The sequence below is a fragment of the Phycisphaeraceae bacterium genome, from assembly GCA_019636735.1.
Classification (GTDB): Bacteria; Planctomycetota; Phycisphaerae; order Phycisphaerales; family SM1A02; genus VGXK01.
Genome location: JAHBWY010000002.1, coordinates 39,722 through 59,760 on the forward strand (window position 1 = coordinate 39,722; position 20,039 = coordinate 59,760).

Annotated in this window: 15 protein-coding genes and 1 tRNA gene; 6 read left to right on the top strand and 10 right to left on the bottom strand. The window is 65.9% G+C overall.

Features of this window, described 5'->3' with window-relative positions; all coding sequences use genetic code 11:
* The first annotated feature begins 61 nt into the window (after window positions 1–61).
* Both KF724_02375 and KF724_02380 read left to right on the top strand, forming a co-directional pair.
* A complete protein-coding gene (locus KF724_02375) occupies window positions 62–2,065 on the top strand; it encodes a secretin and TonB N-terminal domain-containing protein (protein MBX3354526.1) in 2,004 nt (667 codons plus the stop codon).
* Complete coding sequence (locus tag KF724_02380) at window positions 2,062–3,207, top strand: tetratricopeptide repeat protein (GenBank protein ID MBX3354527.1); 1,146 nt, start codon at window positions 2,062–2,064, stop codon at window positions 3,205–3,207. The genes KF724_02375 and KF724_02380 overlap by 4 nt, the downstream gene beginning before the upstream one ends.
* 49 nt (window positions 3,208–3,256) lie before the next feature.
* On the opposite strand, the gene KF724_02385 is transcribed toward KF724_02380, so the two are convergent.
* Window positions 3,257–3,784 (bottom strand): TlpA family protein disulfide reductase, encoded by a 528-nt coding sequence (locus tag KF724_02385; protein MBX3354528.1) that lies wholly within the window; start codon window positions 3,782–3,784, stop codon window positions 3,257–3,259.
* A 116-nt stretch (window positions 3,785–3,900) separates the two neighbouring features.
* Here KF724_02385 and KF724_02390 point away from each other — a divergent pair, with 116 nt between their 5' ends.
* Window positions 3,901–4,887 carry an alpha/beta fold hydrolase gene (locus KF724_02390; protein ID MBX3354529.1) on the top strand — a complete coding sequence of 329 codons (987 nt, stop codon included), beginning with the start codon at window positions 3,901–3,903 and terminating at the stop codon, window positions 4,885–4,887.
* Here KF724_02390 and mgtE read toward each other — a convergent pair.
* From mgtE to KF724_02410, 4 genes are all read right to left on the bottom strand, one after another.
* A complete protein-coding gene (gene mgtE, locus KF724_02395) occupies window positions 4,862–6,244 on the bottom strand; it encodes a magnesium transporter (GenBank protein MBX3354530.1) in 1,383 nt (460 codons plus the stop codon). The two genes, KF724_02390 and mgtE, sit on opposite strands and share 26 nt — an antisense overlap.
* Window positions 6,245–6,269: 25 nt before the next feature.
* Entirely contained in the window at window positions 6,270–6,641 is a 372-nt protein-coding gene (gene mscL, locus KF724_02400) for a large-conductance mechanosensitive channel protein MscL (GenBank protein MBX3354531.1), read from the bottom strand.
* A gap of 81 nt (window positions 6,642–6,722) precedes the next feature.
* Window positions 6,723–8,048, bottom strand: coding sequence for an MFS transporter (locus tag KF724_02405; protein ID MBX3354532.1), 1,326 nt, complete (start codon window positions 8,046–8,048; stop codon window positions 6,723–6,725).
* Complete coding sequence (locus KF724_02410; protein MBX3354533.1) at window positions 8,048–9,208, bottom strand: NADH:flavin oxidoreductase/NADH oxidase; 1,161 nt, start codon at window positions 9,206–9,208, stop codon at window positions 8,048–8,050. The genes KF724_02405 and KF724_02410 overlap by 1 nt, the downstream gene beginning before the upstream one ends.
* Before the next feature lie 34 nt (window positions 9,209–9,242).
* Here KF724_02410 and KF724_02415 point away from each other — a divergent pair, with 34 nt between their 5' ends.
* Entirely contained in the window at window positions 9,243–9,512 is a 270-nt protein-coding gene (locus tag KF724_02415) for a TM2 domain-containing protein (GenBank protein MBX3354534.1), read from the top strand.
* 220 nt (window positions 9,513–9,732) lie between these two features.
* Window positions 9,733–9,806 (top strand) — tRNA-Val (locus KF724_02420).
* 15 nt (window positions 9,807–9,821) lie between these two features.
* On the opposite strand, the gene KF724_02425 is transcribed toward KF724_02420, so the two are convergent.
* Window positions 9,822–12,524: a hypothetical protein gene (locus tag KF724_02425; protein ID MBX3354535.1), complete on the bottom strand. Its 2,703-nt coding sequence runs from the start codon at window positions 12,522–12,524 to the stop codon at window positions 9,822–9,824.
* 573 nt (window positions 12,525–13,097) lie between these two features.
* Between KF724_02425 and KF724_02430 the strand changes: the two genes are divergently transcribed.
* A complete protein-coding gene (locus tag KF724_02430; protein ID MBX3354536.1) occupies window positions 13,098–14,609 on the top strand; it encodes a peptidoglycan DD-metalloendopeptidase family protein in 1,512 nt (503 codons plus the stop codon).
* A 47-nt stretch (window positions 14,610–14,656) separates the two neighbouring features.
* Here the strand turns inward: KF724_02430 and KF724_02435 are convergent, their stop codons facing one another.
* From KF724_02435 to KF724_02450, 4 genes are all read right to left on the bottom strand, one after another.
* Entirely contained in the window at window positions 14,657–15,877 is a 1,221-nt protein-coding gene (locus KF724_02435; GenBank protein MBX3354537.1) for a patatin-like phospholipase family protein, read from the bottom strand.
* Between the two features lie 126 nt (window positions 15,878–16,003).
* The gene (locus KF724_02440; protein MBX3354538.1) at window positions 16,004–17,566 is read right to left on the bottom strand and encodes a DUF3482 domain-containing protein; all 1,563 of its coding nucleotides are present in this window, start codon (window positions 17,564–17,566) and stop codon (window positions 16,004–16,006) included.
* Window positions 17,559–19,637 carry a DUF2868 domain-containing protein gene (locus KF724_02445; GenBank protein MBX3354539.1) on the bottom strand — a complete coding sequence of 693 codons (2,079 nt, stop codon included), beginning with the start codon at window positions 19,635–19,637 and terminating at the stop codon, window positions 17,559–17,561. The genes KF724_02440 and KF724_02445 overlap by 8 nt, the downstream gene beginning before the upstream one ends.
* A 34-nt stretch (window positions 19,638–19,671) precedes the next feature.
* The gene (locus KF724_02450) at window positions 19,672–19,974 is read right to left on the bottom strand and encodes a twin-arginine translocase TatA/TatE family subunit (GenBank protein ID MBX3354540.1); all 303 of its coding nucleotides are present in this window, start codon (window positions 19,972–19,974) and stop codon (window positions 19,672–19,674) included.
* Window positions 19,975–20,039 lie beyond the last annotated feature (65 nt).

Genomic DNA, 20,039 nt, shown 5'->3' on the forward strand with positions numbered 1-20,039 from the left:
CCGGATCATGACCACCGCGCAAAATTGATCCGAATGGGCGTGGCGGGCCGATATCCCGCCCGTGACGATCCACGGATGGGTCGTCGAAATCGGCGTCCGGCATTGTGCCGGCTCCAAGGATGGTCTCGTGACGCTGACCCGTTCAGATCAACGGCGGCTTGCGCTCGCAGCAGTTCTCGCGAGCACAGTCATCACTGCGGTCGTCTCGCTGGCCAGCGCGTCGGCCCAGGGTGTCGATGGCGAGGTCACCCCCGCCCGTCGCTCCCTGGTGGCGCCTCCGGCTGGTGGACCGGCCGATTCCGAACAAGGCGATCTCGCCGCCGCCGTGCAGGTGACCGAGGCGGGGACCTTCGCCATCGCCGCACAGGAAGTCGAGGTCGGCAGACTTCTCGAACTTCTGGCGATCAAGAGCCAACGGAACATCGTCGCCAGCGACAAAGTGACAGGCCGCGTCACGGTCAACCTCTACGATGTGCCCTTCGAGCAAGCGCTCGATGCCATTCTCGCCGTGAACGGCTTCAGTGCCGTGCGCAGCGGGACCTTCATCTATGTCTATTCGCGACAGGAGCGGGAGGAGATGGAGCGCGCGTCCATGCGCCGCGAGGCGCGGGTCTTCACGCTCCAGTACCTCTCCGCCCGCGACGCGACGGAGTTCATCAAGCCGCTTCTCTCCGAAGGGGGCTCGGTGGTGGCCCGAGGAGAGGTGGCCCCTGGTTTCATTCCAACCAGCGAGGATGGCGGCGCGGACGACTATGCCTTCACGACCAAGGTGGTGGTCAATGACTTCGTCGAGAATGTGAGCGCGGTCGAGACGCTGCTCAAAGACCTCGATGTCCCGCCGAAGCAGGTGCGCGTCGAGGCCACCATCCTGCGCACCACGGTCGATGAGGCAAACGCCTATGGCCTCGACTTTGCGGCGATCGGGAACATCGACTTTGCGCAGGTGACCCGGCCGCTCGCCGCGTTCGACAACATCCTCGATGGCACGCTCCAGCCGAGCAATGCCCAGGTCGGCGTCATCGACAACTATCCCGTCATCGACCGACCGCCCACGCTGAAGGTCGGCATCATCACGAACGATGTGGCGATCTTCCTTCGCGTGCTCGACGAGGTCACCGATACGACGATTCTGGCACGCCCGACCGTCACGGCGCTCAATCGTCAGCGGGCGCAAGTGCTCATCGGCGAGAAGGTCGCGTATCTCTCGACTACGCAGACCCAGACGAGCACGACACAGGATGTGAAGTTCCTCGATACGGGCATCAAGCTCACCTTCCGCCCCTTCATCTCGCCGGATGGACAGATCCGAATGGAACTGCATCCGAGCGTCTCCAGCGCGAGGCTGGTGGATCTGAAGGTGCCCGGCGGCGGCGAGGCGACGGTGCCAAATGAGAGCACCCAGGAGCTTCGCACGAATGTGCGCGTCAAGAGCGGGCAGACCATTGTGCTTGGCGGACTCTTCCGCGAGGACACCACGATCAACCGCCGCATGGTGCCGTGGTTGAGCGACATTCCGCTTGTCGGCGCCCTCTTCGGAGGTCAGGCCGATCGAGTCAAGCGCGAGGAGATCATCTTCCTGCTCACGCCAACCGTGTTCGAGGACAAGCAGCTCTACGACCACGGCACGGAGTCGCTCGATATCGTCGACGCCGTCAGGGTCGGCGCCCGTGCAGGCTTGCTCCCATTCTCAAACGACCAAATGGTGGCGGACTATCAGCGCCAGGCGCTTGACGCGTTCCGCGAGGGCGACATGAAGCGCTCGCTCTTCTATGCCGACAACGCCGTTCGCATGCGCACCACGCTGCCGACCATGGTGCGGTTGCGCGAGGCCGTTCGCACGGGCGATGGAACGGAGTTCCGCAAGCAACTCGATGCTCGCCTGAGTGGCGCCGACGGCGGAGATCCGTCGTTCGTGTCGCCGCCGATTCCATTGCCGAATGACTTCCCGTCGCAGGGTTTCGTCTCGCCCGCCACGCCCCCACGGAGAGAGGGAGAGTCGGCGCCGATCGACAGCGGCGAAGCTCCGGAGGACTCGCCCAGTCCGCTTGAAGGAGACAATCCATGATTCAAGGCTCCGGTGCAGCTCGTCCAAGGCTGTGCTCCGCGTTGGCGGTCATCGTTGCCATCACCACACTCTCCGCCTGCGGTGGACCGAGCTACCGCGGCATCGAGATGCGGCAAGCCGCGAACGATCGCTTCAATCGGACGAACGCCAGAGTTGTCTATGACCAGGCGCGCCAGGCGCTGGCGACGGGGCAGTTCGAGTCGGCGCTCGCGCAGATCGATCGCGCCATCGAGCGCTATCCGAAAGATGGCAGCTTCCTGGTGCTGCGAGGGCGAATCCTGATCGAGCAGCGACGCATGCATCAAGCCAAGCAGACGCTTGATCGCGCGATCGAGGTCGATCCGAAGAATGCCGAGGCGTACTACTTCCTCGGCGTCCTCGCGCAGCGGTGCGACGATCCGGAGGGCGCTCTTGAGAACTACACGAAGGCGCGCGAGCTTGATCCGAAGAATCTCCAGTACATCGCCTGCTGTGCCGAGTTGAAGCTCGCCGCTGGCCGTGCGACGGAAGCTCGGGAACTGATCGAGAAGTCGGCGTCGAGCTTCCAGTTCAATCCGGTACTCCAGCAGATTCGCGCCGCCTGCCTGAGCATGGAGGGGCGCCGCGAGGAGGCAGCTCATGTGATGGAGCAGGCCTTTGCGCGCGACCCGGACAGTCCGCTGCTCGCCGAGGATCTGGCGCACGCCCTCTTTGACGCCGGCGAGTGGGCGGAGTGTCTTCGCACGCTTGACCTGGCCGTCTTGGCGCCGAACAGGAATCGCGGAGACATGATTCGCATGCGGGCCCGCTGCCTGCTGATGCTCTCGCGCGCGGTCGAAGCTCGCGATCTGCTTCTCCTCCACGCACCTCCGGGTCAGCCGCCGGTTGAACACCTCGTCACGCTCGGCTACGCAGCGTGGCTTGCGGGCGATTGGGGCCGCGTGGCGTCGTGCGGCGAGGTCCTCGTGGCCAGCCACCCGCGCCTCTCCGAGGGATACCTCTTCCTCGGCGCCGTCGAGCGCGAGCGAGGCAATCTCCAGGCGAGTGAGCGTTGGCTGGAGCAGGCGAGCCTGCGCGGCGAATCCCGCGAGATGATCGAACGAATGCGACGCCATGTGCAGGCGCGATTGGCGACACGCGGAGAGTTTGCCGAAGGCGGTTGATGCCCGCGATCGATCGTGGCCGGGGCATCGGGCGGCCGTGCTCCAGCGATCACGAGGGACTTCGAAGCGCCTTCGTGACGGCGCGATCGAGTTCACTTCCGCGCAGCGACGAGGCGATGATCTGGCCATCGCGTCCGATGAGCAGTGTGTGCGGTATGAACTTCACGCCGTAGCGCTCGGCGAGCCGCTGGCCCGGAGGCGCATCGGCGTCGAAGATCTGTGGCCACGGGAGGCGCTCCCGCGCGAGGAACGCCTTGAGGGCGTCGCGGTTCTGGTCGAGGCTCACTCCGATCACTTCGAAGCCGGAGGCGTGATGCTGCTCATAGACACGCCTGATGTGCGGAATCTCGGCGATGCAGGGGCGGCACCATGTGGCCCAGAAGTCAATGAGCACCACCTTGCCGTGCAGGCTGGCGAGCGAAACAGACTGACCGTCGATCGTCCTCGCGTCGATGGCTGGCGGTGTGCCGGAGAGACCGGGTCGCTCCATGATCCCGAGCACGACACGCAGGAGCACGAAGGCGGCAAGCGCCAGCACAATGGCGCGAAAGAAGCGAGAGGAGAAGAGCGATGCCATCGTGGCCTCCTGAAGTGCTGGTGAACGGCCGTCGCGCCGCGATGCAGTGTATGGGTCTTGCCTCGATCCCTCATGACTCTGGCGTTGTCTGACCGCTTCGGAGATCATGGCAAGTCATGCGTCTGCCTCGAGTGATCAAGCGCATTCTGATCATTGCCGCGTGCCTGACGGCGCTTCTGGCCGGCGTCGTCATCTGGCTCTGGTCGTCGCCCTCGGCGTTCATGGGTGCCGCGCGGGTCGCGATGCGATGGCGTCTCGGTGTCACCGAGCACTCGACGATGGTCGATGGCCATCGCTGGCCGTGGCTTGAGGCGGGGTCGGTCCAGGCGCCGCCGGTGATCCTGCTGCACGGCTACAACACAAGCATGGACGCCATGATGAGCATCATGGCGTGGATCGCGCCGACGCATCGGGCGATCGCGCCCGATCTGCCCGGCTTCGGACAGCATGAGGCGCACCCGGAGGTGGCGCATGACGGGACCTTCTATGCCACGCAGGTTCTTCGTTTCATGGACACTCTCGGCATCAAGCGCGCCACGATCATCGGGACTTCGATGGGCGGCGCCATCGCGGCGGAGATTGCGATCATTGCGCCGGATCGCGTCGATCGCCTCGTGCTGCTGGCCCCGGCGGGACTCGAACCTCCCTTCCGCAACGACTTCATGCGGGCGGTGGATCGAGGAGAGAATCCGCTGCGATTGGAAAGCGAGGAAGATTTCCGGCGGATCATCAACCTGGTCTTCTATCGCCCGCCGCCAACTCCGCCGCCCGTGGTTCGCCACTTCGTCAACGAAGCGCAGCGTCGACTGCCGGGAACGAATCGCATCATCGAATCACTGCGGGAGTTCGTCACGCGTGGTCTCGAAGATCGCCTCGGCCAAATCGAAGTGCCGACGCTCGTGCTCTGGGGCTCCTACGACCTCGTCCTCGATCCGTCGCTCCTGCCTCGCTTCGTGACAGCGCTTCCCCGGGGTCAGGGCACACTGATCCCGGACGCGGGCCATGTCCTCTTTCACGATCGCCCTGAGGATGTGCGCAGGGAGATCATCCGCTTCCTTGCGCAGCCGGATGAGGCGGTCAGAGAATCGTCCCGCGGAGAATGATGGCCGCCATCGAGAAGTAAATCACGACGCCGGTGACATCGACCAGGGTCGCGACGAACGGGGCGGAGCTCGTTGCTGGGTCGAGCCTGAATGCGCGCAGAATGAACGGAAGCATGCTTCCGCACAGCGTGCCGTAGGTCACGACCCCGAGGAGACTGGCCCAGACCGTCAGCCCGAGGAGATAGGCGTACTCCGGATAGTTGATCAGGCCGAGCCACTGCCAGAGCATCACGAGCAGGAAGCCGATGAAGCCGAGCCAGAGCCCCATGACGGCACCTGAGGCGATCTCCCGTCGCGCGACCGTCCACCATTCACGAGTCGAAATCTCCGAGAGCGCCAGCGCTCGAACGATCAGCGTGGACGCCTGCGATCCGGAGTTTCCGCCGCTCGCAATGATGAGCGGCAGGAAGAGCGCGAGCGCGACGGCTGCGGCAATCTCACTCTCGAAACGGGCCATGGCGCCGGCCGTCATCATCTGGCCGAGGAAGAGGAACGACAGCCAGAACGCGCGCTTGCGAAGAAGGGTGACGAACGGCGTGCGGATGTAGGGGGTGTCGATCGCCTCCATGCCGCCGATCTTGTAGATGTCCTCGGTCGCTTCGCGCCGCGCGACATCCATCACATCGTCAACGGTGATGATGCCGAGCATGCATCCCTGGTCATCCACGACCGGCAGGGCCACGCGGTCGTACTTCTCGAACGCGCGCACCACTTCCTCGCGGTCGATCTTCGCCGGAATGGAGACGACATTCCGTTCGACGATGTCTCCCACCAGCGCATCCGGAGACGCGCGGACCAGTGTTGCCAGCCTGATGTCGTGGAGCAGTCGCCCGGCGTGGTCCACCACATAGAGCACATTGAGCGTCTCTGTGGTCCGAGGAGTCCGGCGCAACTGATCGATGGCCTGCTGGGCGGTGAGGTCGGGCCGCATGGCCACGAACTCCGGGGTCATGAAGTGACCCGCAGTGTCCGGCGGATAGTTGAGGAGTTGACGCGTCTCCTTCAACTGGCGCGGGTCAAGTGACTCCATCAGGCGCCGCGTGACCTCGCCCGGCAACTCATCGAGAAGTTGCACGCGATCGTCGGGGGTCATCGCGTTGAGGATGTCGCGCGTCTGCTCACTGGAGAGCGAGGTGATCAACTCCTCCTGTCGCTCAAGCGGCAGATAGCTGAAGACCTGCGCAGCGCGGTCGCGAGGCAGAAGCCTGAAGATGACCCCTTCATCGTGCTCCGGAAGGTCGATGAGAATCTCGGCCACATCCTGCTCGGGAAGCGCGGCGAGGATCTCGCGCAACTCATCCCACGCCTTGCGGTGGATGAGATCCTCAAGGTCGGATTGGACGAGGTGACCGATCACGGCAACGACTCGCTGGAGCGCCGGCTCAGGTCTTCGGCTCGGCGGCGGCAGATCCGCGGAGCGACATGACCCTGGTCATGGCCTTGATGGCGATGAAGGCGCTGAACGCCACGATGATGAACTCGATGAGCGTGTTCAGGAAGGCGCCGTATCGAACGGCGACCAGCGGAATGGCCTTGCCGGTCTCGGGGTCCGTGCTGGCCGCCTGAAGAACCCAGGCCAGGTCGCGGAAGTCCACGCCACCGATGGCCATGCCCAGCGGGGGCATCATGATGTCATTCACGATCGACTGGACGATCTTGTTGAACGCGGCGCCGACCACCAGCCCCACCGCCATGTCGATGGCGTTCCCCTTGACAGCGAACTCGCGGAACTCCTTGATGAAGTTGCCAATCATGATGCTCTCCTCTGGCGTGCTCGCTGGCGCACCACATGGTGCACCACGCGGTGCACCTCGCCGCCACGACGCGGTCGGAGCTTACCGTCCGGTCGTCGTCCCGACGGGCGCGGCGACGGAGTCAAGGGCCGGATCCACACTTCGAAGATCGCGCAGTCGGCGGAGTGCAGGGAAGCAGATCGCGACGCCTGCGACAACGAGCAGAGTGCCAATCCCGCCCGAGACGACCGAGATCACCGGAGTGAACCAGTAGGCCACGAGGCCGCTCTCAAAGGCGCCAAGTTCATTGCTGCACTCGATGAAGACCGTGTTCACGGCGCTCACGCGCCCCCGGAGCGAGTTGGGGGTGCGCGCCTGCACCAGGACATGCCTGATGATGACGCTCACATTGTCGACGGCGCCGCCAAGCCCCAGCAGCAGAATTGAGAGAGTCAGCGAGGTCGAGAGGCCGAATCCGATGATGGTGATCCCGAAGGCGGCCACCGACGCGAGGAGCATCGGACCGGCGGGGGAGAGACGAGGCTTCGTGGCCAGCAGCAGCGCCATGACGATCGCGCCCGCGTTCGGCGCCGATCGAAGCAGTCCGTAACCGAGGGGTCCAGCTCCGAGCACCTCGTCGGCGAAGTAGGGGAGGAGCGCCGTCGCCCCACCGAAGAGCACGGCGAGCATGTCGAGCGTGATGGCTCCGAAGATGACCCGCTCGCGGACGATGTGTCCGAGCCCCGCGACCATGGTTCGTGCGGTGAAGGGCACCTTGACCGCCGCCGCCGGCCGTGGCACGAGCGCGACCGCCGTCACGGAGAAGACGCCGCACAGGACGGCGCTCGTGACATAGACCCAGGCGGTCTCACCGGAGAGGGCGATCATGCCCGCCGCAAGAAGGGGACCGGCCAATGCCGCGAACTGAAAGATCGCCCCGTTGATCGTCACGGCGTTCTCGAAGCGTCTCGGAGGGACGAGCATCGGCAGAAGCGCCGCGCGGGCCGGGCCGTTGAAGGCGCGGACCGCTCCGGAGAGCATCATCAGCAGCAGGAGCATCCAGTTGGGGCCATGCAGCCATGCGTTGAGTGCGAAGCCCGCGGCGCAAAGAGCAAAGAGCGCCTGCGTCACGAAGAGCACACGACGCCGGCTCACGATGTCCGCGAGGTGACCCGCGGGGAGTGCGAGCACGATCACAGGAAGCGCTCGCGCCAGCCCGGCGAGTCCCAGCCAGAGCGGGCTTTGCGTGCGCTCCCAGATTTCCCAGAGGACGGCTGCGGCAAGCATCTGGAGCCCGGTGCTTCCGCAGATGAAACCGAGAGAGAAGAGGCGATAGTTCCGATTCCTCAGCGCGGAGAAGAATGGAGGGCGCCGCGTGGAAGGGCGGTGTCCTCGCGAGCGGCGATGCGTCGATCGCGGGTTCGTCATCAGACGCCGACGGCCCACGCGTAGGGCGGCGGGCAGTGAGGCAGCTCACCCAGCGCCCGTGCGGCGCGCCAGGGAAAGCGTGGATCACGAAGCGCACCGCGACCCAGGAGAATGCCGTCGGCGGAGCCCTCGGCAAGTGTGCGCTCGGCGAGGTGCGGTTCGTCGAGTTCGCCGACGGCGAAGACCGCAACGGTGGTGTGGGGATCGGCGGCGTGCAGCGCGGCGCGGACGGCGCGGGCGTGCGGCACCAGCCATCCGGGGCTCGCCGCAGGCGAGACCGGAGCATTGCCCGCGGTCGAGATGCTCACGAGATCGACCCCGCGCGCAGCAACCTCGCAGGCGAAGACACCCGCATCGTCGATCGTCCATCCGCCGTCCGCCCAGTCGGAGCCGCCGAAGCGGATTCCAAGCGCCCGATCATGCGGCCAGACGCTCCGCACTCGCTCGACGACCTCGAGCGGAAAGCGCATGCGCGCCTCGAGTGAACCGCCGTATCGATCGCGACGCTGATTGGCGAGCGGCGAGAGGAAGCTCGCCAGCAGGTAGCCATGCGCCGCGTGAACTTCGCAGTAGTCGAAGCCGATGCGAGCGGCTCGCTCCGCACTCTCGGCGAAGGCGCGAGCGATGCGGTCGAGATCGTCCATAGTCATTTCCACTGGTGGCGGGAGCGTGTTGAAGGCGATTGCGCTCGGCCCGATGGCCTGCCATCCGCCACTCTCTCGCGCAATGTGCCCTCGGGGACCTCCGAGGAATGGACGATGCGTGCCCGCCTTGCGACCCGCGTGGGCGATCTGAATGCCGAGAGGAGCATCGCTCACGGCGCGCACCCGCGCGACAGTGGTTGCCAGGGCGCGCTCCTGTGCATCGCCCCAGAGTCCGACGCAATGAGGCGTGATGCGCCCTTCCGGTGCAACCCCGGTGGCTTCCATCGTGACCAGTCCGAAGCCGCCACATGCGAAAGTCGACAAGTGGGCGGCATGCCAGTCGGTGGTGCACCCATCGATCGCCATGTACTGGCACATTGGCGCAAGCGCCACGCGGGAGGGCAGCGTGACACCGCGAAGCTTGAGCGGTGTGAGCAGCTTCGCGCGGGGAGCGAGGGGCGGCGAATCTGATTCCACCGGGAGCCGGGGCGAGGCGGCGGAGCGGTCGGCTGGCATGCGAGCACACTACCGGCGCGGTAGAATTCCGTTCATGAGCCAAATCTCCTCTGGTGGGCCAGGCGGTGCTCCGCAGGACAACAAGAAGGTTCTCGCGGGCGTCTTGGGCATTGTGTTGGGATCCCTCGGACTTCACCGCTTCGTGCTCGGCGATGTGAGTGGCGGGATCATCAGAATCGTGATCTCCGCGGTCACCTGCGGTGCCGGTGGATTGATCGGTTTCATTGAGGGAATCATCTACCTCACGAAGTCCGATCAGGACTTCTATCAGACCTATCAGGTCGAGAAGAAAGCCTGGTTCTGACCGGCGTGACGCATCGCGGATGAACGCCGCCGCGTTGCGGTGACACGAAGGTTCGATTGGGCGCGGCCCATGGCGGTTCCCACGGCAATCTCGCCGCGCGGCGACTTGCAGAAGGGAGTGGTCAGGACCGTCCGTCTGGCCCCCGCCAATGCGGGCCAAGCCGCAAAAGACGCACCGCTTGAGGCGCCGCCGCCGCCGGGGTACATTCTTGTGTTCGATCGGGCGTTTAGCTCAGCTGGCTAGAGCGTGCGGATCACACCCGCAAGGTCGAGGGTTCGAGTCCCCCAACGCCCATTCCGCCCGGTGAAATCATCGCCTCGGTTGCCGGGCCTCGCGCATCTGCCGCGGGAGCATCGGCACCCACGGCGCATCCAGATACGCCGAGCCGGTGTTCGAGATGCGCAGTCCGCGCGGGAGCGGCATGCCCCGTTGCGAGACTGCTCGGATCGCCGCCTTGACGCCCTTCACTACATCTGATCGCAGCGGGTCCCTTGACTTCTTCAGTTGCCGGCGTAGACTCTGGACAATAGCCCCGCGGATTTGCTTGGCCCCGGCCAGCTCATCCAGCGGGGCTTGCTTTTTGGGGTAGCGGATCTGCACTGGCTTGCCGGATCTTGAATCGACAACGAAGTGCACGGGGATCAGCAGGCCATTGTGATCGAGCATCACGCCGAGGCGGTCATTGCGACCGGCCAACGGCTTCGCATGCGCGAACGCCGCGCCCAACTGCTCCTGGGACAACTCCGGCACCATCTTCGCGACACCTGGGCCGATCGGGTTCTCGCGGTCGGCCGCCAGCGTGAGCGCCGACAGGTCCACGATCTGGATCCCCTGATCGGTCGCTCGGCTGAACAGAAGAGAGTGATCCGTGGCGGCTTGCCGGACCGCCTCGGCCCTGGCTTCCGGGCCGGCGTCCTGGTCGTAGTGGTAGACCGGCACGCCGGCGGGCCCGAGGATCTCGCTGACCGTCGCCGCATAGTGCGCTGGCGCCACTGCCGCCTTGGACTCTCGCAGCGGCACGGCACGCAATGGCTTGACCTCGAAGTATTCCGTCGGCGCTGCCGCAACCTCCTGGAGCAACTGCCTGGCCTCGGCCATCTGCTCCGGCGGGACACTCACCCAATCCGGCTTGCGACCACGCGCAATCTCGGCCAGCACTTCCATCGCCGCGTCGTAGTACCCGAAGCGATCTGCGGCGCTGGGAGCGCTCCACGCCGGCCATTGCGCACGCAGTCCATCCGCCCACTGGAAGAAGCGAGCATTCATCTGTTCCTTGACGCCGTCCTTGCCGATGATCGCGGCCTCCGGCATGAGCCTCGCGCGCTGGGCTTGCACCGCCCGCTTGCTGCGCAGACGGTTGGAGACCAGCGCCCTGATCGGTTCCATGCCGAAGATGCTCATGCCGTCCGAGCCGCGCAGGTTGCGCTTCATGGCGCGGACGACGCGCTCGAGCGTGTGCGGCTCCTCCCGCCTGTTCCCCGCGACACTCTCCCGGATGATGCGCTCGTTCGTGATGATGTTGCCGAACCGGCGTTCCGCCCAGGCGCGAAGCTCGTCATAGAGCCCTTCACCCGCCCGAATCCGCTGATCGACCGCGGCACGCCGGTTCGATTCGCCGGCGAGGTCCGGCGCGCGATTGGTGTCACGCAGGAACGCCAGGCGTACCGCAGTGTCGTCCGTAAACGCCTCGATCCCCTTGCGGCGCACATCCGCCTCGTCGAAGTCCATCCAAGCCTTGCCGGTGAGCTCCGTCTGCGCCTCTCGCAGCGATTCGAATGCCGCCATGAGCTGCGGACGGCTCACGGTGTAAGTCACCTGCGGATACCGCGGTGAATAGATGTCCGCGTCGAAGGTGTGCGTGTCGCTGCGATCGAGAAGGCTCGGATCCGCGAGGAGTGCGAGCTCCCCGAAGTCCGTGATCGGAGCATCATCGCGCGTCACCGCGAGGCTCGGCACCGGCAGGCCACCCATCCGCGCCGCATGGCGCAGGTTGGCGAGCGTGAGGTTGTGCAACAACAGCAGCCCGGGGGCGTCGGACAGCCGCGAGAACTGCACCGCCGATGCATCGCCGTCATCCGCCCGCCCGGCGTGGTCGGGCGTGCTGAACCGCCATGTCGCAGGGTCTCCCAGCGACTGCACCATGCGCTCCGGCAGGCGCTCGAGCAGCGCCGCAGCGACAGCCTGCTCGAACGGCTGCGGCTCGGGACTGAACACGCTGGTGCCGGACATGTCCACGATCGAGCCGATGGCCGACGCGAACACGCGCGGCCCCAGCTTGTCCGCGGCGTAGGCCAGTGTCGCCACCACCGGGTCGCCGTGCCATGGTGGCCTCGAGATGGCACCCTGGTCCAGGTAGTAGTCCCCAGCGGGGATCCGCGACTCTTTCCAGGCGGCACGACTCGCCGCCACCCAGTACAGCGCTTGCCGTAGTTGGTCGGCCACCGGCAGCCCCTCAGCCTTGGCGGCCATCAACCGCGGTGTAGCCGTGGCCAGCTTCGCGCGCATCGCAGGCCCGGCGCTCATGAGCGTCCCGGCGACATCCGGGCCCGTGATCGAGAGCGCCGTGAGCATCTGCTCGAGCGAGTCGACGCCGTCAGCATCGATGCGCCCGTCCTCGTCTATGAATCGAGCCGCCTCCGACTGGTTCCATGCGCCGACGGCGCGCATCATCTCCATGAGCCGCTGATGCGACGCGACCGGCAGGGCGCGGATCGATGCGCGGAGCGTGCTGGCACCATCCTCATCCGTCACCGTTGCCGCGACGTACCGGACGATCTCCTCCGTCAGCAAGTGCGCCCTGCTGGCCGAGTCGACCACGGCGCTCTTGCCGGCCTGCAAGCGCTCGTTCAGACTGCGTGACAGGTCACCGGGCGCGCCGGGATCTTTGAGCATGCGCACCAGCAGCGGACGGCGCATCCCGGCCACCGCCTGCGGATCCACACCGAACTCCGCCGCCCGCGGATCGCCCTGCGGCGACACTCGGACCTCCACAAGCTGCGCGTCGCGGTCCAACGACGCGCTGGCTGCCGACGGTGGATGACTCTCCGACTCGGAATCGGAGCTGCAACGGCACCCACGGCACATCCCGATACGCCGAGCCGGTGCTGGAGAATCGCAGACGGCTGGGCATCAGCAGGCCCCGCCGCTCCAATCCTCGAATCACCGCCTTGACGCCCGCCGCAACTTCTGGCGTGAGACGGTCCCTTGACTTGTCCAGTTGCCGGATTAGACTCCGGCCAATAGCCCCGCGGCTGCGCTTGGCTTCGGCTGACGCACCACGCGGGGCTTGTTTGTGCGCTCACCCAACTCGCGGGCGCGTTGACTCAGAGGATTTTCTTGGGGGGCTTCGGCCGTCATGGCATGATGGGTGTCATGCGCTGCCCAGATTGCGATTCGACTTCCCCGAAGCGTCCTGACCGCTCCGTCACCTTGAGGCGGGTCAGGTCTGTCTGGAGGAGTGGTTCGGCGTGTGGGGGGCTGCCTGCCATTGCCAAGCCGCTCGCCATTGCGATTGTCGCCACGCTCACGCCTGCAGCCCTCGCCCATGATGGTCACCAGTGCGTCCCTCGTGAAGTGCTCGAGTTTGTGCGCACCAAGGTGGAAGCGAATCGAAAGACCCTCGTCCTTCCTGCGCCGCCGATCGTCCTGGAGCACCCGCCGGGCTCCAAGCTTGACGCGCCGGAAGGTGGCGTCGCTGGCGACGGGGATGTCGCATCGACTCCGATGTATCGCTTCTATCCAATGGCGGGCACCAATGGGTCCGACTTCATGAACGGCGGCTTCGTCGACCTTGATCCCGCGTCGGGCTCATTCCACGACTGGAAGTGCCGGCCGTTCACCTATGACGGCCATGAGGGCACCGACTCCACTCTCCGCAGCTTCGCCGAACAGTTCATCGGAGTCCCAGTCTTTGCCGCGCGCGACGGCGTGGTCGTCTTTGTCAACGACGGTCTCCCGGACACGAACACCAGCGGCGGTTGGCTTGGGAATCTGGTGATTCTCGATCACGGCGACGGCTTTGAGAGTCAGTACTGGCATCTCAAGAAGGACTCGATCCCCGTGACCTTGGGAGAGAGCGTGGTCGCCGGGCAGCAGATCGGCATGGTCGGTTCGAGTGGCAACAGTTGGGGACCCCACCTTCACTTTCAGACCATGCGGAACGGGCCCAATGGCTGGGAGGTTCACGAGCCATTTCACGGCGCCTGCAATCCCGGGCCGAGCGACTTCCTCGATCAGTCCCCGCTCGACACCGAAGCGCTCCTTCTCTTCGACTTTGGCATCACGCGCACGAACCTCTTCAATCTTCCTCAGCCGTGGTGGGAACCATGGCCGCTGCCGACCGACTCGCAGATTGCAACGACGGACAGCGAGGTGGTCTTCTGGTGGTTCGTCTGGAACTTCCCGGCCGAGTGCCAGATCCGAGTGACATTCACCAGGCCCGACGGTTCACTGGCCGACGACGCCACATGGAACTGGGGAAACCCGGAGTCATTCCGTTCGCTGTCAAACTGGTTCGCGTGGCCCGTCGACTGGCTTCAGCCCATGGTCGGCACATGGAGACTGCGATTCGAGCTGAACGGGCAACTCATGATCGACGCGCCCTTCGAGATGGTCACCTCGATCGATCCAGCCTTCAATCGGCCGCCTGAGCCGATTGGTGCCGCCTTTGATCCGGCGAGTCCGCAGCCGCAGGATGTCATCTTCTGCCGCGTGCTTACGCAAGGCGCCAAGGAAGACCTCGACTGGGATGTCGTCCGCTACCGATATGTCTGGAAGCGGGGTTCGGAAGTCCTTCGCGATGTGACGACCGCGGCGCACTCCGATGCCATTCCGCGGAACAGCGCGTCGTGCGGTGCACTTCTCACCTGCACCGTGACACCGAGCGATGGCAAGGTCAACGGTCAGGGAGTCACCGTTGCGGTCGCGGTGGGCGGCCTGCTGGGCGACTTCAACTGCGACAGTCACATCAACGGCGCCGACCTCGCGATCATCCTGGGAGCCTGGGGTGCGTGCGCCGGATGCGCGCCTGACTTGAATGGTGACGGAGTCGTCAATGGCGCCGACATCAGCATCGTGCTGGGGGGGTGGACGGGCTGAACGGCGCAGCGACGACGCTCCCTTCGGCCACGACGCTGCCGCGAGGACTACGGCGCGTAGATCGGCGTGAGCCCAAGGCCCGACGGCGCCGCCCACAACTGCCACGAAGATGGATCTGCGCCCATCTTCCGGCCGAGGTCACTCAGGGAACGCATCGTCTCCTTCTCAAAGATGCCATCCACTGGAGGCCGCCAGTCATTGGGGATCGCCACCACGCGCAGCTCGATATTGGTGCCGTAGCGACTATTGGCGTAGTAGGCCTCTGTGGCGAGGAGCTGAATCTGCGCGATGGTCGCCGACCGCGTCGAGGTGTTGAGCGAAGGGGTCAGGATGACCGGCCACCGCCGCTGTACCGTCGCCGGGCTCTGCTCGAGCTGGTTGTTCACGATGACCCAATATCGCACCTTGGGAACAGGGACACCGGGGTGCTTCTGCATCCAGCGCTGAAGGAACGAGTGCGGATCTTGAGTGTTCAGACGCAGGAAGACATTGGCCGTGACACCGCCATCGATGTAGAGCCCATCGTCGATCTCGACCGGTGGAAACGCGACAGGAATCGCCGACGACGCCAGCATGTATCTGGTGACCGACTTCAGGTCGCCCGTGGACTCGGCAGCCTCGGCGAGCGGCCCGATGCCCCAGAATCGCTGGCGCCCGAGGTCGACATCGGTCGCACTGATGATAAGCACCTTGCCCTTGCGGGACTGCTCCGCCATGGCGGAGACGAACTCCCGGGTGGCGCTGTTCTCGATGTCCTCGCGCAGACCGGGAATGGTCAGGAACGATGGATTCCATGGCATGAAGAAGAGGAGGCCCCGCGACTTGATCCATGAGGTCTCGGGATTCCGATAGAAGGTGTCCACCTCCATCACCGCCTCATCGGTGCCGACAAAGACGAACGGTGCCAGCAGCGCACCGGTGCTCACACCAGTGACCGCATCGAAATCGGGACGGCGATACTGGGGATCGGGTGCTTCGCCCCAGCCCACCAGGAACCCGGATCCAAACGCACCCCAGTCTCCACCGCCGGAGATGGCGAGGAAGTTGATGGTCGTCTCCTTCCCCTCGGCCATGCGTTGTTCGACGCGCTGCATGATCCGGCTGACCGAGTCCTCCATGACCGCAGCCATGGCGGCATTGTCGCGCTCGATGCGCGCCTTGAACTCCGCGGGGTCCAGGACCGGCCGAAGCGGCTCGCCGCAACCAGCCATCAGGAGCAAGCCGCCAAGGAGCGAGACAGGACCGAAGAGCCTGAGGAGAGTCAACATGTCTCGAACTTTCTGGGCGCGATGTCCAACTGGTGGGTCACGGCGCTGCGCGGCCTGCGGCGCCGGAGGCGGGAGCTTACCGTTGCGTGGATGCGACGGAGGCCGGCCGGTCTTCGGCCGTTTTGCTCATGGGGCCGCGGGCGGCTCGGATTCGTCGATCCCATCGGCTGAACCAAGGACGGCCACCAGCCGCCGCTGGGTGTCGCGGACCGCGCGGACCCGGTCGGAAGCATCGAGCGCGACGGGCCCGTTGAGCGTGCTCCATCGCGCGGGCCGAGCGTGCTGCACCAAACCTCCGACAATGTCGATCACGGCGCTGCGCTGATCGGCACCGAGGGCGATGCCCGCCGCCGCGCGGACCGGTGCGACATCGAGCGCGGCATGTCCGCGGCCAAAGAGTCCCAGCGACATTTCCACCTGTCGAAGCGCGAGCAGCTCAATCGCCTCCCGCGAGAGGCGAGCATCCTTCGTTCCGAGTTGCGGAAGTTCGACGAGCTTGTCTCGAATGGCCCATGCGCCGCCTGCGACCGCGCCGGCGGCAGCACCGAGCTTGGCACCGAGCGCCGTCGCGGCACCGATCGTCGTGAACATCGTGGCGAGATCGACGACGAAACCGGTGGCTGCGCCAACGCCGGTTCCCACCGCAGCTCCGGCGGCGAGCCCCTTGACGAGGCCCGGCATGCGCCGAGCGATCTCCCTCGCGGACCATGGATCAGAGAGCGCGGCGTCGTCGCCCGCGCCGAGCGCTTCCAGTACCGCGTCGCCCTTGCGGAAGCCCAGGCGCGAGAGCGTGGCTTCGAAACAGAGTTGCTCGCGGCGCCGCGCCCGCTCCATCAGCTCGCGGGCGGCCTCCAGGCGCTCCCTCCTGTCGTCAGCGTGTTCCACGGGTCGTCGCGCAGCCGCGACATCGATCAGGAGATCGGCAATCTGGAGCGCGACGGCTTCATCCGCCTCCGCTCGGTGACGCTCGCGATCATGAAGGATCGCCCGAGCGATGGCGGCATGCGCCGGCGACGCGGCAACTCGGGCGAGCACCCGGCGCCACAGCGCCAATTCATGCGCCCACGCAAGATGCCACGCGTCAAAGGGCAGGGCTGGCTCGGTGTCGGCTCGAAGCGCCTCCTGCCATGCAGCCACGCGCGATGCCTGATGCGCGGTGCAATTGAGCAGGATGATGGGCTTGAGCCCGGTCAACCGCGTCAGGAGTCGTCGCTCGCTCTCAAACGCGCTGCTCGGCGCTTCGCGCGTGTCCACCACGAGCAGGAGCACCTGGCATCGTCGGGCGCCCTCTGTCACCAGCTCCTCGTGCCGGAAGTCACCTTCCTTCCGCATCTCCTGCAGGAGACGCTCCATGTCGGCTTCGCTCGGACGGGCAGTCGGCTCCGCGTTCGTGTCTGCGGCTGCGCCAACCTTCGGCAGCGTGCGATCCACCATGCGTTCGAGCGCCTCGATCCGCTGGAATCCCGGGAAGTCAAGGAGTCGCGCGGCCACTTCGCCACGGCCATGGCCCTGGCCGATTCGGTTGTCGCCATCGGCAGAGACGCGAAGGTCCATCGCGCGCACTTCGCGCGTCCAGCCTGGCTCGGCGCTCACGGCCTGAGGATCGCGATAGCGAAGGAGCGACTCATGCACGCTGCTCTTCCCCGCGTTCACCTGGCCGACAACTCCGATCAGCAGCGGCTCAGCCATGAGAGGCGACTCCGGAGTCGTCCATGATCGACGCGACCGCGCGAAGAGCGACCTGCGTGTGAGCCTGATTGTCACCGTGTGCCGACCATGCGGTGCGGACCGCCTGCACAGCGCGGGAGATCAGGACCTCGCCGCAGCCCTGAAGCTCCAATTCCACCGCGAGCGCCAGCGCATCATCGATCGCCGCAGCACGAAGGGCCTCGCCGCGCCTCCGTGCCTCGAGCGTGGCGAATCCGGTGCTCCGCTCGGCGAGGTCAATCGCCCGGGCTGCGACGACCTCGCCGGCCGTCAACGGATCGTGCCTCGACATGATGAACGGTGCCTCGTCGGTGATGTTCGGAGCGCCGTAGATCGCGCCAATCCGGTTGAGAAGACGCCGTGCGTCGTCGCCGGTCAAGGTTCGATCGCCCCACGAGGCGATCGCGTCAGCGATGGCCCCAAGCGCACTCTCCAGCCGTCCGACCCGCGCGGTGGCGATGACATGCCCGGATCGCAGGCCGGCGCAGAGCTCGTCGATGCGTGGGGAGGGGAGTGCGCCATCCAGTTCGATGATCCGCCGCACTCCGCTGCGCTCAAGCACACTGCGCCATGAGTGAATGGTCCGCTCGAGATCTTCGGGCGCACCGCCGCGTCGCAACGGGGCGGCGCCGCTCAGCACGGCGGCAACCTCGACGGAAGCCACACGACGCAGAGGATCAAGCAGATCGGCAACGCCACGGCGCGGTGCCATCGAGAGCGCACAAAGAAGGAGCAGCAGCGCAGGTTGCTCATGCGCGAGTTGCGCCGCAGCACGCTCGGCGGCGTCCAATCCGCCATCCGTGAGACAGCCGAGGTCAATGGCTGAAGCCAGCGCGCCTTCGTGCGCGGCATCGGTGCGAACAGAGCGAAGGAAGCACTGCACGGCCGACGCATCACCCAACCGAAGAAAGGCGAGGCATGCGCCGGGCCGACCACGGACCTCGGCCGAGGCGCCTCGCGTCGGCTCCGCGACAAACGCCGCAGAGGTCGCATTGACCATGGCTCCCGGTGATCGCGCGAACCCTGGGGCTGCGTTGTGTACCGAGTCGTCCGCGGGGCGCTCCCGAGCGAGAATCGTGACCGGGGGCAGCGACGCTTCAATCACACCCTGAGTCGCCGCGAGTCGAGCGTCATCCCATGGGATGCGCCACCGCCGCCTTGCGACCGGCAATAGCACGAGCGCAAGGAACAGGGCCAGCGTTCTCGGCACCACTCCGAGCAGCACGACCGTCGCAAGAATGAGCGTGCCCCAGCGCCAACTGTCGGGCGCAATGCCGCCGGGATCAAGCGCCGCTCGCGAGAGCGCTTCGGCATCGGGCAGCATCGATGCAGGCATGAGTGTGGAGAGCGTCGTCACGAGCGGCTCGATCCACGATCGCGAAAGCTCCGGACTGATGAGCCCGCTGTGGAGCGTGTAGGTGCGGCTTCGAAGAAGCTGCATCGCGAGCACCACGAGCATCAGCGCGTTGGCCGCGAGCCACGCGGCGTTGGACCAGACGCCATAGACCAGCGCCGCAAGCAGACCTCGGCGCGGGGCATACGCCATCGAGAGCGCTTCCATCGACGCATAGACCGCTGCGTGATCGCGCTCGCTGCCCCGGCGCCAGCGGCCGATCCACTCGGAGATCGCCTCGGGAGTGCTCCACCGCTCACCGACCTCCGCACCGAAACGGCGTATCGTGCGAGCCGGTCCGATCAGCGCCCACGCAAAGATGCGTCGAAGCAGGGGGCCTGTCCCCGGACAGAGTGAGAGAAGCCAGAGGATCAGCAGAACCGTCTGAAGTCCGAGCGTTCCCATGAGCACGGCCGGCACGCTGACGGCGCCGGTGCTTGTCACAAGCGCTGCACTGCCGAGCGCGACGAGCACCACCGCGATCGCAATGGCAAGGCGCAGCATCGATCGAGGCCAGGCACCCAACTGCTGCAAGACGGCTTCGACGGCGCGGCCCTCGGGGAGCACGCGCAACCGCTCAATGGCCCGCTCATCGAGGTCATGACCGCGCAGGCCATCCACTCGCCGCGGTGTGGCGCCCTCCACAAGGGCCAGCGCCATCACGGCGACCCGGTCATCGAATGCCGAAGGCGAATCAGGAGCGGTCGGCGTGGGCCTCATCGGCCTCCACGGTCGAGCGTGGCACGGCGTCTCCGCGCGTTGGAATTCGACGCGGATCGGCCGGCTCTCGGGAGGGCTCACGATCGATTTCGCTCTTCACATCGCGCATGCCCTGCTTGAACTCGACGATGCTCCGCCCCAAGCTGCGGCCCACCTCGGGAAGCCTCCGACCAAAGAGCAGCAGGCCCGCCATCAGAATGAGAAGGATCTCCCAGAACCCGGGGGTCCAGAAGCCGAGCATCAGCGAGGGGCCAAGAGGCAGGTCGAATCCGTTCATGGGGGCTCCGGGGAGACGGTCACCGCAATCATAGCGGGGCGGGCTTCAGTCGCGCATGTTGCCCT